Below are 16,259 nucleotides of genomic sequence, written 5' to 3'. Positions count from 1 at the left end.
TTAGCTCCCACTTTCTACTGGGTGGGCTGCGTTTTTGTAGAAGGTAATTGCGTTTTCTACTGCCTGCATTTCGGCTTTGAGATCCAATCTACGATTGTCATACTCGGATATATACTCGTCTAAACACAGCCGAAGTTCTGAGTGTTGAGCACACAACTGATTGAAATGCTTCCATGTCCTTTTGTGAAGAGAATAGGACTCTGACAGCTCTGAGTGTTTATCTTGCAAAATCGTCAAAAGACTTTCTCTTTTGAAAGAACGGTAGTTGGAGTCCTCACTGTAATTGTCGTAATCCACGACCTCCCAGTCGATATGGTTAAACATAAAACCTTTGGAGAATTCTTCATCACCATGCTTATCGAAACCGCACGAAATGACTGCGCCGATCAACGACATTTCCTTCAATTTTTTTTCGACGTATTCATCCGATAAGTATTCTTTTTCATCACTGTCTAATGGAAAGGATTTTAGGTCGTTGGCAGAGAAGTGTTCATTGTAATAAATGGCGAGAAATAGCTCTTTTCTGATTTTTACCTTCGTTTGCATAAAAAATGACCGATTGTGTTGATTTTGAGGATTATAATCCGTGGTCAAATAGTCCGCAAGTGTGCATTGTTCAGGAAATTAATTTCATAAATAAAAAACATGAACACGAAACTTGCCGAAGCTGTAGGCCAACGTATTGTACAAATGAGAAGATCCAAAGGTTTACCTCAAGAGAAACTAGCCCTTCTCGCTGAGATAGATAGAAGCTATATGAGCCGCATCGAACGCGGTAAAATCAATATCACGCTTGAAAAGTTGTATAAGATTGCAGACACTTTGGGCTGTGATGTGAAGGAGTTATTGCCGTAATTATTTAGCATTATACTCAATGGGTTAGTGAATAAAATATGCTGTTGTGACCTATTCAAAGGGTTAGGTATAGAAACGGATACGTCATTTTCCCTTGGTAATTAGTCAACAGACAAAATCGGTTGGTAGTTAAGGTACGACAGAATCGCTTGGTGATCACACTAATTTAGGAAAACCGCTGATAAACATTTGCCCCATTGTTGCTTAAACCTTTTACTCATTCACACCCTGTTCACGTTTTTTTGCAATACTAAAAGTTATCTATTCTTCCCATGCTGTTGGCTGTTAATCCCCCGAGATGTATCACGGGGGTAGATTCCACCAAACTCCAAAGCTTCAGCTTGTCTTTTCCACTATCGAGCTATTTTCCTTTCTTGCAGGCAAGAAAATGCCGCCTAAGTCGGCGGCCATTCATTGCAAGCAAAGGTGTCTTTCATCTTGAATCTATCGTTCATCGCAAACACTAAACGACAGACTTGCGGCACACAATACTCTTCTGTATAGAACGCGATGGGCAACAAAGTGCTTATGCAGTTATTGGTGTTATTAGTTGCATTTCAATCATGGCAGCGAGACCGTTGGTGGACTTTCTGAAATCGACGCTTTCACGATAGAGATAGATTTCGGGAGCACTGAGCATGCGTTTCATGACAGCGCACCGATAAGTTCTGCAAGATAGGTCGCTGGCGTGCCTTGTGGGATGCTCAGTTCAACATTGTTTACAAGTAGTGTAATGTTGGCAACGACAACGTCAGTGGCTTGATACTTTGTGGTCTTTTCAACGACTTCTACTTTAATAAAGCCAACCGTGTTCGGTTTTTCGATGTGCTTTAACTGTTGGCGCTTAGCGTAAAAAGTGGAGAGGCTCAGTCCGTTACGTTCACAAAATAATCGTTGTTATAACTGGCTGGATTCATAGTGTTCGAACAGGGTTCGCTATTCTTGGTTAGTGCGTCGTTTGGCCATTTCAAATCTCCTTTGGGTCGGAGGTTTGATCTTATTATTCGGGCTAGACGATTAGAATGCGGGTTTTATGACGCGCTTACGTTCAACGTATGCTCTCCACCGTCAAGCTCGACGGCGATCTTCCGCTTAATTGGCTCACCCTCATAATCAGAACAAATGGTAAACTCCACATGCTCACACAGCGTGTCGTCGTCATACGTGGAGGTGATAACAACGTTGCTGAAACCGTCGATGTTGTACTCGCACATTCGCTTTGCTTCCTGTAACTATGGACACTAGACAGTCTAACGCAATCGCCACACTGTAGCCGTCCCATATTCCGTTAACGTCAGGAAAAGAGAGACAGAATCCAATCCCATAAATAGTGGGTGTCCCTGATGCGAACAGGCTTTGGATTCGATAACTGGCGATGAAGGCGGAGTACAAAAAGGGGGAGAGCCAATGGTAAAAAGGGCGATGCAAGCCAGCAGTAGAGAACAAAGCAGACGCATTGAATAACGATGGCTGGTGTAACGGTACATTGAGCTTTTTTCATAGTTTTCCTTATTTTAGGTAATAGGTATCCCTCCGCAGCCGAGGCAGATAGATACGCTATTTTTATGTGGGTTTATTCTTTTTAAGAGATGGATTTATTGCAGTTAAAAGGCGCAACGCACCTATAGAAAAGCTACATGGTGTACCTCCTTGTGGTTTCCTAATTTTTGGTAATGGTTATCTCTCCGCAGTCAAAGGCAGATAAAAACAGACATGTATTTTTTGCTGGAACAGAAAGGATTTGGAGACGTGAAAGGCAGAGCTACCCCACTTATTCTAATTTAACATTTTTCCCTCTCACTGTCAAGTAAATGATAATTATTATCATATGAGTAATTGCTAATTATCTCTCTTCCATTTTCCGAGAAACCCGCATTCAGAAAGGATTCAGTAGCAATTTTTATTGTTGCTGTCTGATTGTCAGTATTTCATGAATATGGTCGCAATTTCAGACATTGTTTGAACTGTGATGCGTATTTATACTAGACATATTTGACAGGTAAGGTGATTACAGAATTCCAGCGTATTGCTAACGCAAAAAGTTGGGAATTATACACGAGTAAAAAAGTATCATACTCGTATCCATCTAACCTATTGAGTTTCTGTTAATGAAAAACACTTTGGAAGAATAAAGTATCATACTGAATCGAGTATCACTGCCCAAATCGAGGTGAAACGAAGTAATAAAGTTTCATACTATTCAAGTCTATTTAAGGTTATTCCTGTCTCATTTATTGCCCCTTTTCTTCTTAGAGTTGTTGCTCGTAACAGTTCGAACCACTGCCATTTGACCCAATTTATCTAATCCTTCAATATGTATGTAGTTGATTATCACCCAATGACTAGATAGGTCTTACCAACGGCTTTTTGCATTACACTTGGTAGTTTGAGGAACAAAATGGAAACTGATAATACGATTAGATTTTTATCTTCAGATCTAAAGAAGAACTCTATATCAAACGAAAGAGAACCTATCGAAATTGTTCTAAGTAGCGATGATTTGGATGAAGAATTGGCTCCTTTTTATCGATTTACGAACAAAATCCTTGATACAGATAATCTAGTTATACTAGCAGGATCTGGCACATCGCTTACATTCAATAAGCAATCTCAACAAGGTTACCCCCCAATCGCTCCTAGCATGTGGCACCTTTGGCATTATTGCCAAAAAGCAGATGAAAATTTATTTGATCTGACATTAAAAGCAACAAAGTACGACAGCCTCCAGAAACAGAGAGAAAAAAACGGTAAGGCAAAACCTGACATCGAATTGTTGTTGTCTCTTTGCGATTCTTCTTTAGCTGTTGGAAATCTTTCAAATCAAAGAGTCAATCAAGTCAGTAGATTTCTTGAACAGGCAAAACAAATCATTTTGGAAAAAACTAGCTTTACTGAAGCCGTCCAAGAATCAGGATGGGCTAGTCATGACAAATTTATACGAGCAGTGGGAAGAAGAAGTGTTCAGCAACAACGTCTTAAACTTTTCACTACTAATTACGATTTAGCTTTTGAGCAAGCCGCATCAAATACAGGGTTCGTCGTTATCGACGGTTTTGAATACTCTAATCCGTCTTACTTTAATCCGATGTGGTTTAATTATGACATTGTAAACAGAAGTCACTCCAAGAACAGTGAAGGTGCGTACATTCCGAATGTGCTCCAACTATACAAGATGCATGGTTCTGTAGATTGGAGAAAAGTTAATGGAAGGGTGAGAAAACTAGGTGCGGATAGCCAGATAGGTGAACCCGTATTTATCTACCCAAGCAGTAGCAAGTACCAGACATCATATGACTCACCTTACTTGGATATGATGACCTCCTTCTTAGAGGTAGTGAAGCAACCTAGAACGGCGGTGCTCTGCCTTGGGTTCGGTTTCAACGATAAACATATAAATAACGCATTAACAATGGCACTTAGAACAAATCCTGAGTTTATGTTGATGGTTGCAACAAAAGATCCATTTAATGCATCTGGCTCATTCAATGCTGAAATCAGAAATCTACTAACGGCTGCAATAAATCATGGGGATGGAAGAATCGCAATAGTTGACTCAACGTTTGAACAGTTTTCAAACTTGTTGCCTGAACGAAGATCTACAACTCCTGAGGATGAACTCTTCAAAGCGTTTGAAAAAATCACAGCAAGCATGAAGTAGGAGCGGATATAGATGGAACAAAAAAAATGGTTCTCCCCATATGACCCAAATAGGCGTATTGGAAGCGTAATTAATGTCTCCGCCACGGAGCTAATCGTTAATTTATCTAAAGCTGGATCTGGTGAGCCTAGTTGGTCATTTGGAAATAGAATTGCAGCGGGAGAAGTCAATGAATTTGTATTCATCGATATAGGTGAAACGGCAATACTTGGACGTTTAGTAAAAGTATGGATTGAAGGTGGAGAGAGGCTAAGTGTCGATGGCTTAGCTGATAAACCTTCTGATAACCATCCAATTGGGCTTGTTCAATTATTAGTTAGTTTAAATCCAGCAAATGGGCGTAACTACAAGGGGATTAAGCAACATCCAAGGTTAGGCAGTCAAATTTATTCTGCACATCCGAATTTGGTATCAATACTTGCGGAAGGCAAACAGGATGATGCGCCCGAACAAATACACTTACCACTCGCCTCGTTACCTCATGACGATTCAGTAACTGTGCATGTGACACCTGAAAAACTATTTTCCCGACATTGTGCAATCCTTGGAGCTACTGGTGGTGGTAAAAGTTACTCGATGACAAATATCATCGAGCAAGTGATTAATGTTGGAGGTAAAGCCATTGTTATTGACCCAACAGGAGAATACGAATCTCTTGACTGTGAAAGTTACTATGTTGGAAATCATGTAAATTCAACCACTGATAACCAGTTAACCTTTCCACATTGGCAATTTACTGACTCTGATATTCGAGCATTTCTAAGACCATCAGCGCAAAGTCAAACACCTAAGTTAGAGGCAGCTATCGAAAGTCAGAAAATAGTTTGGCAATTTTGGCAGCAGAAAAATCATGGCCTTGATATCACTACAAACCATCTTTTAAACAAATCAGGTCAAGCAAAGTCACCATACGAAACAGCCCTGCTATCTATGAATCATTTTATTCAGACTGCACCATGGTTGTTTAGAAATATAGCCGATCAGATAGTAAATGAATGTGTTTGGCCAACTGGTGGAACTGCCAATAATCCTAATCCTACCATTTGGGGTGGCAGAGCTGATAATGATGTTGGTCATTGTTTAAACCTGATAGCTCGAATCAAAGCATATGCGAACAACCCCAGTTTAAAATGGATGATTGACCCTGATGAAAAACTAAAAACAGTCCCAAATCTAATTGATGAATTTTGTTCATCAGGCAATAAAAAAAATGTTCTTAGATTGGATCTTTCTGAAGTTCCATTCGAAGCAAATTCTAGAGAAATACTTGTAAATGCAATTGGTAGAAAGCTGCTATCTGTTGCAAGAAAAGGAGAAATTAGCCACCAAGCGCCTCTATTGGTATTCATTGATGAAGCTCACCAATTTCTTAACAAGCGTATCGGTGAAGAAACGAATAGGTTTGAATTGGATGCCTTTGGAAATATTGCTAAAGAGGGGAGGAAATATGGTTTAAATGCGATCATTGCTACTCAGCGTCCACGTGATATTCCTGAAGATGTATTGAGTCAAATTGGTACTCTGATAGTACACAGATTGACCAACCAGCTTGATCAAGAGATCGTTAAGAAAGCCGTAGGGGCGATCGATCAACGCTCGGCCTCTTTTCTTCCTGTTTTGGGACAAGGTGAAGCATTGTTATTAGGAGTAGATTTCCCATTTCCTATGACGGTGAAGATGAAAAAACCTGTAAATGTTCCAACATCGAAAAGTGCTAGTTTCTCTACAAGCTGGAGATCGGCGTCTACAGGAGTAACTCCAATGCAGAATTCAGAGCAATGTTATGAAGGTAACTGCACTGAGTAACTACTAATCATCAATATTAGTATTCCAAATCACATATAAGGTTATACAGTGGATATATCTGGCTTTCTTACGTTTCTGCCCCCGTGAGTTTCAATAGCCTCCCTTTCAGTGGAGTAAAAATTGTACAAGTGTAAGCCTTTTTACAAAGTCCCATAACTACACCGCTCAATATTCAACAGGTTTTACTTGCATTCATGGAGTATTTGTACAGAATTAATCCATTCTAACCGTATGGTAACTATGGTGATTTTATTTGCTTCGACCTAACATGGTGGTGAAATTGATTTCGAGAACATACCGAGATCGCGAGTTTTTCCCAGTGCGCGAAGTTAATGTAGAGTGAATCTAGGAGTAATCGACACGATGACAGAAGGTTTTGCCAACAACGCTACACCAAAGTATTTAGGCTATGTTTACCAAGTTTTAATCGCCATTGAGAAGTGCTTTGAAGCAAAACCCAATGAGACTATCTGGATAGAGTGCTTTGGGGATGTCTATGATGGTAAGACATTCACAGAGGTAAAACACCATGTAGAAGAGCATAATTTAGCTAGTAACTCAAAAGATTTCTGGAACACTTTGAAGAACTTGGTGGTTGAAGACTCCTCTATGTTTGAGCAAATTGTGTTACACACGACATCTTTCATTTCCGAGAGATCAATATTTCATGGTTGGAACACACGAAGTGCCCATGAAAAACTCAACATCATAAAGTCTCACGTACCATCATCCTCAATTAAGCCTCTCTATGAAAAAATTTTTGAAGATGCATCGGATGCCGAGCTATTGAGCATATTGTCTAGATTTACAATTGATCAATCTCGGGAACATGTAGAAGAGAAATGGAAGAGCTTATTGGAAGCTCGCAAATTGAAGTGCGTGTTAGAGCCATACAGAGAAAGTATTTTCCATTGGATATACTCATACGTTAATAAAAATGCAATCGTAGACCACCGACATTGGAAGGTTAATATCAATGATTTTGATGATGCTTTCCAGTTTCAGGTTAACAGGTGGAGTGGAGATAGCATTCCTTTCCCTGTAGACCGCACGGAGTATGATACGGAGCAGCAGCATGCTGACGGTTACTTGTTTTTATTAGAGTATAGAGATATTGGTTTGAAAGGCAGAGATAGAGGTGTTGCTCTCAATGATTACTTCAAAGCTAAAAACAGTGAAGAGAGCCTTGTAGATCTTAAACCAGACATTATGCCCGAAATTATTGATAACTATTTATTAGATGTGGTAGAGAAAGCTACAGGATATAAAAGACAATATTCTTACGAAATAGATTATGAAGATTTAGGTTCATCTAAATCTAACAAGGCAGCTTGTAAAGCATATTTTGAATTTCATAATAGTTCGGTGTTAGAAGTGCCTGAGGTAAGTGGTACGAAACCTTACTTCATGAGAGGTAAAGTACACGAGGCTATTAATAACACCGCTTATACTTGGAAATATAATGAAGAGGATATTGACTAATGAATCCTCAGGTTATTAGAGATTTGAAGTATTCTCCCTCTTTTGTTGCTGAAATACTATATTCATTTATTCAAGGAGCTAGGCGAGTTGATGAGCGAGGCGCGAAGTTTGAGTTGATTTATCTTGTTGTTCCTTTTGTTATGGATGATGTTTTAAGGGATAAACTAAATAGGTCTAATGCTAGTAGTACATTTCAAACGGCATTTCTAAAAGATGATGAAATTAAAGAACGATTGTTTTTTATAAATGATAAAGTTCAATACTCAAAGTCTGTGACAAATTGTGGGGTAATCTACCTCAGTTCAATTTGTGAAATTATAATTAGTTCTTTCATTTTGAATGGGAATAATTTAGAAAAAACGTCAATAACAAATGATTATAAAAAAGAGTTTATAAAGGCATCTTATAACTTAGGTATTATTTTTGCGAAAGAAGGATATGTTAATGTTCTTCTTAAATCCAGGGTCACAAATATATGAAAGCTTATTTAAAAAATATAATTCTCATTGGTCATGATGGTGATTTGAAACGTCTTGGCTTTGACCGAGGGTTAAACATAATAACAGGTGACTCTAAAACAGGGAAAAGTGCTTTAATAGAGATTGTAGATTTTTGTTTGTTTTCAAAGCGCTCTACAATCCCTGTGGGAAAAGTTACTGATTTCACAGATATATTCTGTTGTGTATTTGAACACAATAATAAAAAGATAATCATTGGACGCTCAAATAATCAACCAACAAAGTGTTATTTTTCTGTTGAATATTCGGTAGATTTCAATGTTGATAATGAAATTAACTCTAACTATTTTAAGTCCAAGAAAACTAGAACTAGATTCGAGGTTCAAAAGGATTTCGAAGAGCACTTAGGATTATCGGTTGAAGATACATCGTTGAATGATGATGACGATTATAAACTTAATAAAGGGAAAGTCTCAATTCGGAATGCTACTTCACTATTCTTTCAGCATCAAAATTTAATAGCTAACAAGCATAGTTTGTTTTACAGGTTTGATAACTTCATTAAAAGTAGAATAGTAATTGATCAATTTCCTATATTTATGGGCTGGGTTGATAGCAGATACTACAGATTGAAGAAAAGATCTGAAGATTTAGAAAAGCAGATAAAAAAGATAGAGGCAGAAGAAAAGAAAGCTTTGCTAGGTATTAAAGAAAAAAGAGAAAAATTACTTATACCAATTAGGCAGTATTATAGAGTGTTAAATCTTAAATTTCTGGATGAAGATGCATCACTGGAAAAGCTTAAAAATTTAGCGAGAAACCTGCCTTCTGTACCATTGAATGCAGAGCAAAATGTTGATTTCAATAAACAGCTAAATGCCTTAGAGAAAGCAAAAGATAAAGAGCTAACGTCTTTATATGAATGTAATCAATTGATAAGTCTTATTAAGGCAAACGAGGAGGAGTCAATAGATTACTCCAACTCGATGGCACGCCTTGCAGAAGTATCGCAAGATGAGTCTGTATCTAAAAACAGTCTTAGTTGCCCGTTATGTAGCACACCAGTAACTAGTGTTGTTTCTAAAGTGGAAGAGGTTAAGCGCTCTAGAGCGCTACTTCTTGATGAACTGTCCCGAATTGGTAGTTACAAACAGGACAGTTCTAAGTCTCTTAACTCATTACTTTTAAAGCGAGACAAGCAAAAACAGGTCGTAGCTAATATAGATAATGAAATAAGACAATTAAGAAAATTATTCAGAGTTAAAAATAATCTAGATATAAGGGACTCACTAAATAATATTCGTGGAAGAATAGAGAACACCTTAGAATTCTTTATTGAAGGGCAAAATTTAGAAAAAGCTAACCACGATCTTTCAACTATGAAAGAGGAGTTGGAAACCTGTATCAGACTGATTCGAGGCTATGGTCTTGAACATAAATTTTCCGAGGCCAATGCACTTATCAATGAGACAATGAATGAGCTTAAAAAAGACTTAGATTTTGAAGATGATTTACGAAATGGTGAAATGAAATTCAAAACAGAAGACTTCACATTTGCTTACTACTTTAAAAAGCAAGAAATACTACTATCAGAAATGGGCAGTGGTGCTAACTGGTTAGCTTGTCATCTAGCGGTTTTCTTGTCAATTTTAAAATTAATCTCAAGCTCAAACTCTGTAATACCAGCAATATTATTTCTAGACCAACCTAGTCAGGTGTATTTTCCAAAAGTAACAAGAAGATTTTCTTCTAATAATAAACAAGAGTTATTGGGTGAAGAAGAAATTGATGAGAATATCAAACAAGTAATAAATATATTTAAGGTTTTTGAGCGGTTCTTAAATGAACTTGAAAGAGATCCAAAAATTGGATTTAAGCCACAAATTATAGTTTTAGAACATGCAGATGAACCTGAGTTTGATCAGTATGTTAGATATAGATGGTCTTCAAATGGTCAAAAGTTGATATAATTTTACTAAGGTCAAATAGTAACGTTTGACCTTAATATTAACTGCTGTTACCGCCGATGTAAAAATGACCCACTAGCGCCGATTCAAAATTGACCCACCTGAGGCAAACTATCCGTTCGTTATCATGGATAAAACGGCGGATTATAATTAATCAGGAGCAACTAGTGGATATACACGTTTTACATCGACAAGGATTTAGCATCCGCCGAATAGCCAAGCAACTGGGCATTTCCAGAAATACGGTACGAACGTACCTCCGCAATAAAGAAAAACTCTCTGTTTACCCTGAACGCCAGTCTCGGCCTACAAAGTTAGGGCCATACCATGACTACTTACTCAGTCGCATAGAGGCGGCAAAGCCGCACTGGATACCCGCCACGGTTCTTCTGCGTGAGATTAAAGTGCTGGGCTATGAGTGTGGGATCACCATGCTCAAAGAGCACATCAAACAATACCGACCAACTATGCCTGCCGATCCAGTCGTTCGCTTTGAGACCGAGCCTGGTGAGCAGATGCAAGTGGACTTCACCACGATCACCCATCATGGCAAACGTATCAAAGCCTTCGTTGCAACACTGGGCTACAGCCGCGCCACCTTCGTTCGCTTTACTGAACGCGAGCGGCAAGGAGACTGGATAGCGGGCCTTGAAGAAGCCTTCGAATACTTCGGCGGCGTACCTAAAGAAGTGCTGTTCGACAACGAAAAAGCCATCATAATAGAGCGTGATGCCTATGGTGAAGGTCAACATCGCTGGAACTCCGCACTGCTGGCCGCCGCCAAGAAATACAACTTTAAACCGAAAGCCTGTCGCCCTTATCGGGCCAAAACCAAAGGGAAAGTCGAGCGCTTTACTCTTCAGGCTCTGCCAAAGCCAACAGCCGAAGTTCGGTGATTAGTTCTCACCGACAGTGTTGTGCCGCTTGAAAGCTTCCAGCATCCGCTGTCCACTTACGACGCTCTTCTGGAGGTACGCGCATGAACCTTCAGATGAGCCGTATTGAAGCCGCCTGTGCTGTACTCAAGTTGCAAGCCGTTGGGCAAGAATGGCCAAGGCTAGCTGAAGTGGCACTCAATCAGGAACTTAGCCTGGCGGATTACTTAGAATCACTGCTCAATGTGGAACTGGAGGCCAGAGCGGAAAGAACACGAGCAACGCTGACTAAGTTCGCTGGCTTCCCAATGGATAAAACGTTCGAGGAATATGACTTCAAGTTCGTGAGAGGTGCGCCAAGAAAGCAGCTCAAAGAGCTGACAGGGCTAGTCTTCATCGAGCGTAAAGAGAATGTGGTTCTGCTTGGCCCAAGTGGTGTGGGTAAAAGCCATCTTGCCGTGAGTCTTGGACAACTGGCGGTTCAAAAAGGGCTGAAAACCCGTTTTATTACTGCCGCCGACCTGATGTTACAACTGCCATTAGCAAAGAAACAAGACAGGTTGGAAAGCTATCTCAAGCGCAGCGTACTTGGGCCAAAACTTCTAATCATCGATGAGATCGGCTATCTGCCCTTCGGCAGGGAAGAAGCGAATCTGTTCTTTAACGTTATCGCCAAACGGTATGAGCGAGGTAGTGTCATCGTAACCAGCAACTTACCGTTCTCTCAATGGTCAACTGCGTTCGCTGATGACACAACGCTCACAGCTGCTTTACTAGATCGATTACTGCATCACTCACACATCGTACAGATCAGCGGAGAGAGTTATCGGTTAAGGGGCAAAAATGCCATTGGGACAGTTCCAACTGTCTTACAGAATTAATTACAAAGAACAGACTAATTACGTGGGTGGGTCAATTTTACTTCGGCGATCACGCCGATAAGTGGGTCAGTTTTAAGGCGGCGTTGACACTGCTAATGCTATCTATGACATAAAGGCTAATAATACTCGGGTCAGGTCTTTCTTTTTGCCCCAGCAAAATTTATCTGAGAGTCCTACGTTCGCCAGAAATCGTAACACGGAAATGTCCGTGCGACCTGAAGTCGTATGAAGCGCTGTTCACCGCTATATGAGTGAACCATCTGTATCACCAGATTACCCTAAGGCTCTGAATAAAGCAGCGAGCCTGACAATGTAACGAAGTTCAGTGAACCACTGAACGGGAACAGAATCGCGAGAAGATGTTCCTCCTGAAAACCACAATTTGGGTAAGTGCTAGGGTGTCAGCATGATGAATGAAAGTGAATCCATGTAAGATGCGTTATACGATGAAACAGCGGAAGTGGTTAATACGCTGTGACCAAAAGGTACGAGAGTAGGAAAGAGGTTGGACAATACTCTTTCGTGATCGATACGCTCTCCGCATTATAGTGGGCATCTAAACTGATATTGCGTGACATACGGAACAGGGTAAGCCTGTATTACTCCCTCTGGGAAAGTGGTCTGTGAACACTGCCAATAGTTGTGCAGGTAGAGGATACTGGAGAAAGCGAATGCTGTATTGTAATGATGCAGATATAGACTTATGTCTGGCACGAAAGTGGGCCCACTTCCAGTTGGTCTCCCGTTGCAAGAAAACTTGAAGAACTTTATTTATGAAGAAACGCAAATGATGACTTCATTTGAAGTTAGTGCATCTTCTTACTGCGCTCTATGGTAATCCTGTAATTGGAAAGCTGTTGATTGCACGTATTAAAGCTTTGGGTGTGTATTGCAAAATCTGCCTTAATGGCAGGTGGGTAACTTAGTACGCCTTTGTGGAGGCTTGAGCCGTATGCAGTGAAAGTTGCACGTACGGTTCTAAGGAGGGCGGCACTCGGTAACGGGTGTCGCCTATCCGCCAGAGGGGTGTCTGCGCCGATCACGGTAAACTCACCTTTGCCCCAAAATGTGTCGAAGCCTTTTTCAGAGGAAATAATGAGAATTCTATGTTGGGATATTTTAACTAACGACCAAGTACTTTGTGCCAGCCTCGCCGTATAACGTAGCCTTACCACTTATATTAACTTGGATATGTATGAGTTTTTGTTCATTGCTTATCTCTTCTATGGCATCATAGTTACTGTGTAGCGATGCAAGAATATTAAATGCCTCAGAAGATCATAAAATCAAGAGTCAACTTACTTGGTAAGTACAAAGGAGTGGTGTTCGGGAAGCACTCCCTAAGGGTGGTGGATAAGTTATCCTCGAGAACAATCAAGTACTCTGACATCCTTGGTTTCTGTACCATAAAGCGTTCAATCTTTGGTCACAATCTTCAAGTCACTACTGATAACGGGGTGGTTGTTATTAGTGGTCTGAGTCATAGAAAGATCATTCCACAATTCCACGCAATTAATCGAACAATTCAAGTAGCAATCGAATCCAAAATAACAGACACATACACTCGATTTTCAAAAGCCGCAGTAGGTCAATATCTGCGTGAGTCGACTATCCCTGACGTTCAAGCGATCATTGAACCAATGGTTCGGTTATTTAACAAGACACCTGATGCTTGGGAAATATACCTATCAGGCGAACCGCTACAAAAGATTAAGAAGCTATCTGAGTTAAGTCCAATCTCAAGCTCTGCAAACTATCTGAGAGAGTTGCATGTTAGTAGAGTGCTCAATGCCCGTAAAAACTTCTACGATAGCATTGAGAGCAATCCACTTACTGAAGAACAACGATTATCAGTAGTTCAGCACGATGACTTCAATATGGTTCTTGCTGCCGCAGGAACAGGCAAAACATCTGTTATAGTCGCAAAAACAACGGATATTCTTGAAAGACAATTGGCTAAGCCTGAAGAAGTAATGGTGTTGGCATATGGTAATGCCGCTGCCGAAGAACTTCGTATTCGCTCCAAAGAACGACTGAAAGCTGCGAATATCCACCATTATGACCTCGACAAGCAGATCTCCACGTTTCATAGCCGTGGCTTCCAAGTTATCGCCGCAGCTCAGAAGCAATCTGTGGAAGAGTTCCGTAAATTGAACATGAGTTGGTTGGTAAAAAAGCCAGCATTGCTTGAATTTATCAATAATTGGCTTGTTACTTTCATCGAAGAGAGTGAGGAAAATCTTAACACTTTCATTGAGACGGTATATTACGCATACAACCCATTCCTATCTGAGTCTGAAGAAGCCCACCAAGAAGCTTTGAAAGGTAAGAAGTACATCACGTTGAATGGTGTTGAGGTAAAAGGCTATCAAGAGGTATTGATTGGCAACTGGCTATTCAAGAATGGCATTGAATATGTGTATGAGCCTGATTATAGCAATCGTCTTGGTATCAATATTGGTTTTCCATACCGTCCAGATTTCTATGTGAAACCTGTTGAGGGAGCAATAAGCGATCAGATTTACATTGAGCACTTTGGTATCGATAGAGAGGAAAACACAAGAGCTGATATCAATAAAGCTAAATACAATCAGGGAATCAAAGACAAAAAAGCTCTTCACGAAAAGATGGAGACTGATCTGGTTGATACTTATCACTATGACTGGTGTGAGGGCAATCTTGAAGCCGTATTAGAAGCTAAGTTGAGGGCATTAAATGTAGTGCCTAAGCCAATATCGAAGGAAGAGATTCTTGACGCTGTAAGAAAGCAAGACTTCATCAAAAATGCTGTTAATGAGCTTTCCGAAACGCTATCAGCCGTTCGTTCAGAGGCGATTGAGGGTTATGAAATCCAGCGTCGTTTGGAAGTAGCAGATATTCAAAATGCACGCAGTCATATGGAATTGATTGAGGGATTAAGACAAGCCTATGTTGGTGAGTTGCGTAGCCGAAACCACCTTGATTTCGATGACATGATCCTTTTGGCAACTCAGTACTTGAAAGAGGGCATGTTTAAGCCTGAGTGGAAGTACATTCTTGTTGATGAATTTCAAGATATCTCAGTTTCTAGGTGGAATTTCTTGATGGAGCTGTTGAAAGCGTCAGGAACAAGTCTCACTGTGGTGGGGGATGACTGGCAGGCTATCTATGCGTTTGTTGGTGGTAAGCTCGAATACACGACACGATTCCAAAATAACGTTGGTAATCATGCCCTGACCAAATTGCAAAAGACCTTTCGATACAACAATAGTATTGCTGACACTGCTGGCGGCTTTGTAATGAAGAATCCAGAGCAATACCAGAAGCAGATCGTCACGCATACTCAAGTTGATTCATCAGAAGTCTTTCTGATTGATAATCATGATGCCAATGAAAAAGATCCTAATGAGGCTACTTTGAATGCTGTTGAGAAAGCGATAAAGGAAATCTATGCAGATGATGCTGATGCTTCAATTGGTATCCTGACCCGTTACCGTAAGAGTCAAACAGCAGCAGCTCAGCGCTTCACGAAGAAACGTGGGTTCAAGAATATGAAGTTTTGGACGTTGCATGGTTCAAAAGGTTTAGAGGCGGATTACTGCTTTATTTTAGATTTAAACCAAGGATACTTCGGCTTCCCGACTGAAAGAAAAGAGAACGAGGTTGTAAGTGCGTTGATGCCAACAGTTGATATGTATCCGCATGCTGAAGAACGACGTTTGTTTTATGTAGCAATCACTCGTTCAAAGAAGCGTTGCTATTTGGTTGCTGACCCGAAAGAGCCTTCAGAATTTGTCCTTGAGTTACTTAGTCCTGAATATAAAATCAATATAGTGTCAGAACACTTCACTCCTGAAAAATTGGCTGCAAGGAAATGCCCCAACTGTAAAACAGGATACCTCAAGCCAAAGAAAGGTGAGCGTGGTACTTACGTGTGCTCTACAGGATTAGGCTGTCTGACGGAAGCTGTTGAATGCGAATGCTGTGCTGATGGTCTAGCGGTTAAGAAATCGAGGTATGGTGAGTGTTTAACTTGTAAGGCTAAGTTCCAGCTATGCCCTCGTTGCAAATCACCCAAAATTACAAGACTAGGCAGGTATGGTGTGTATGTAGCTTGTTCTGGCTACAAAGGTGAGGAGAACGAGGATTCGTGTAAGTTCAGGGATAAACTGTCTCCTAAAGTGAAAGGCAAAATTGGGGCGAATGAACGTATTCCTTACTCTGGAATTTTGTAGACTAATCATAAGATTATGCGATTATTGCTTGTTATACTATGTAACTTGTAACTTGTAACTTTG

Annotated in this window: 10 protein-coding genes and 2 pseudogenes; 9 read left to right on the top strand and 3 right to left on the bottom strand. The window is 40.2% G+C overall.

The window, feature by feature from the left end; translation table 11 throughout:
- Complete coding sequence (locus C9I92_RS16170) at positions 1–546, bottom strand: hypothetical protein (protein WP_047886031.1); 546 nt, start codon at positions 544–546, stop codon at positions 1–3.
- Positions 547–645: 99 nt separating this feature from the next.
- On the opposite strand from C9I92_RS16170, the gene C9I92_RS16165 reads away from it, so the two are divergent.
- Positions 646–855, top strand: coding sequence for a helix-turn-helix domain-containing protein (locus C9I92_RS16165; RefSeq protein WP_020904088.1), 210 nt, complete (start codon positions 646–648; stop codon positions 853–855).
- A gap of 645 nt (positions 856–1,500) precedes the next feature.
- Here the strand turns inward: C9I92_RS16165 and tnpA are convergent.
- Positions 1,501–1,785: pseudogene (tnpA, locus tag C9I92_RS25695) on the bottom strand (IS66 family insertion sequence element accessory protein TnpA).
- A 101-nt stretch (positions 1,786–1,886) separates the two neighbouring features.
- The gene (locus C9I92_RS25455; protein ID WP_047886030.1) at positions 1,887–2,069 is read right to left on the bottom strand and encodes a hypothetical protein; all 183 of its coding nucleotides are present in this window, start codon (positions 2,067–2,069) and stop codon (positions 1,887–1,889) included.
- Positions 2,070–3,253: 1,184 nt separating this feature from the next.
- On the opposite strand from C9I92_RS25455, the gene C9I92_RS16155 reads away from it, so the two are divergent.
- The 8 genes and pseudogenes from C9I92_RS16155 to C9I92_RS16115 all read left to right on the top strand — a co-directional run bounded on the left by C9I92_RS16155 (position 3,254) and on the right by C9I92_RS16115 (position 16,196).
- Positions 3,254–4,513 carry an SIR2 family protein gene (locus C9I92_RS16155; protein ID WP_047886029.1) on the top strand — a complete coding sequence of 420 codons (1,260 nt, stop codon included), beginning with the start codon at positions 3,254–3,256 and terminating at the stop codon, positions 4,511–4,513.
- A 12-nt stretch (positions 4,514–4,525) separates the two neighbouring features.
- Positions 4,526–6,319 carry an ATP-binding protein gene (locus C9I92_RS16150; protein WP_084712613.1) on the top strand — a complete coding sequence of 598 codons (1,794 nt, stop codon included), beginning with the start codon at positions 4,526–4,528 and terminating at the stop codon, positions 6,317–6,319.
- 363 nt (positions 6,320–6,682) lie between these two features.
- Complete coding sequence (locus C9I92_RS16145) at positions 6,683–7,801, top strand: hypothetical protein (RefSeq protein WP_047886028.1); 1,119 nt, start codon at positions 6,683–6,685, stop codon at positions 7,799–7,801.
- The gene (locus tag C9I92_RS16140) at positions 7,801–8,280 is read left to right on the top strand and encodes a three component ABC system middle component (RefSeq protein ID WP_047886027.1); all 480 of its coding nucleotides are present in this window, start codon (positions 7,801–7,803) and stop codon (positions 8,278–8,280) included. The genes C9I92_RS16145 and C9I92_RS16140 overlap by 1 nt, the downstream gene beginning before the upstream one ends.
- Positions 8,277–10,229 (top strand): DUF3732 domain-containing protein, encoded by a 1,953-nt coding sequence (locus C9I92_RS16135; protein WP_047886026.1) that lies wholly within the window; start codon positions 8,277–8,279, stop codon positions 10,227–10,229. Before C9I92_RS16140 ends, C9I92_RS16135 begins: the two co-directional genes overlap by 4 nt.
- Positions 10,230–10,372: 143 nt before the next feature.
- Positions 10,373–11,080: pseudogene (gene istA / locus C9I92_RS16130) on the top strand (IS21 family transposase); the annotation flags it as partial.
- Between the two features lie 125 nt (positions 11,081–11,205).
- Positions 11,206–11,982 carry an IS21-like element helper ATPase IstB gene (istB, locus tag C9I92_RS16125; RefSeq protein ID WP_047886025.1) on the top strand — a complete coding sequence of 259 codons (777 nt, stop codon included), beginning with the start codon at positions 11,206–11,208 and terminating at the stop codon, positions 11,980–11,982.
- A gap of 1,265 nt (positions 11,983–13,247) precedes the next feature.
- Positions 13,248–16,196 carry a UvrD-helicase domain-containing protein gene (locus C9I92_RS16115; RefSeq protein ID WP_047886024.1) on the top strand — a complete coding sequence of 983 codons (2,949 nt, stop codon included), beginning with the start codon at positions 13,248–13,250 and terminating at the stop codon, positions 16,194–16,196.
- Positions 16,197–16,259 lie beyond the last annotated feature (63 nt).

It is taken from the genome of Photobacterium ganghwense (assembly GCF_003025595.1).
GTDB lineage: Bacteria > Pseudomonadota > Gammaproteobacteria > Enterobacterales > Vibrionaceae > Photobacterium > Photobacterium ganghwense.
Note: the sequence above shows the minus strand (reverse complement) of the source record. Positions and strands in the feature narration are given on the sequence as shown.

What these genes read in the sequence shown, in the direction of transcription:
- C9I92_RS16170 (WP_047886031.1), bottom strand. Translation starts at nt 546, where the DNA reads ATGCAAACGAAGGTAAAAATCAGAAAAGAGCTATTTCTCGCCATTTAT.
- C9I92_RS16165 (WP_020904088.1), top strand. Translation starts at nt 646, where the DNA reads ATGAACACGAAACTTGCCGAAGCTGTAGGCCAACGTATTGTACAAATG.
- C9I92_RS25455 (WP_047886030.1), bottom strand. Translation starts at nt 2,069, where the DNA reads ATGTGCGAGTACAACATCGACGGTTTCAGCAACGTTGTTATCACCTCC.
- C9I92_RS16155 (WP_047886029.1), top strand. Translation starts at nt 3,254, where the DNA reads ATGGAAACTGATAATACGATTAGATTTTTATCTTCAGATCTAAAGAAG.
- C9I92_RS16150 (WP_084712613.1), top strand. Translation starts at nt 4,526, where the DNA reads ATGGAACAAAAAAAATGGTTCTCCCCATATGACCCAAATAGGCGTATT.
- C9I92_RS16145 (WP_047886028.1), top strand. Translation starts at nt 6,683, where the DNA reads ATGACAGAAGGTTTTGCCAACAACGCTACACCAAAGTATTTAGGCTAT.
- C9I92_RS16140 (WP_047886027.1), top strand. Translation starts at nt 7,801, where the DNA reads ATGAATCCTCAGGTTATTAGAGATTTGAAGTATTCTCCCTCTTTTGTT.
- C9I92_RS16135 (WP_047886026.1), top strand. Translation starts at nt 8,277, where the DNA reads ATGAAAGCTTATTTAAAAAATATAATTCTCATTGGTCATGATGGTGAT.
- istB (WP_047886025.1), top strand. Translation starts at nt 11,206, where the DNA reads ATGAACCTTCAGATGAGCCGTATTGAAGCCGCCTGTGCTGTACTCAAG.
- C9I92_RS16115 (WP_047886024.1), top strand. Translation starts at nt 13,248, where the DNA reads ATGCCTCAGAAGATCATAAAATCAAGAGTCAACTTACTTGGTAAGTAC.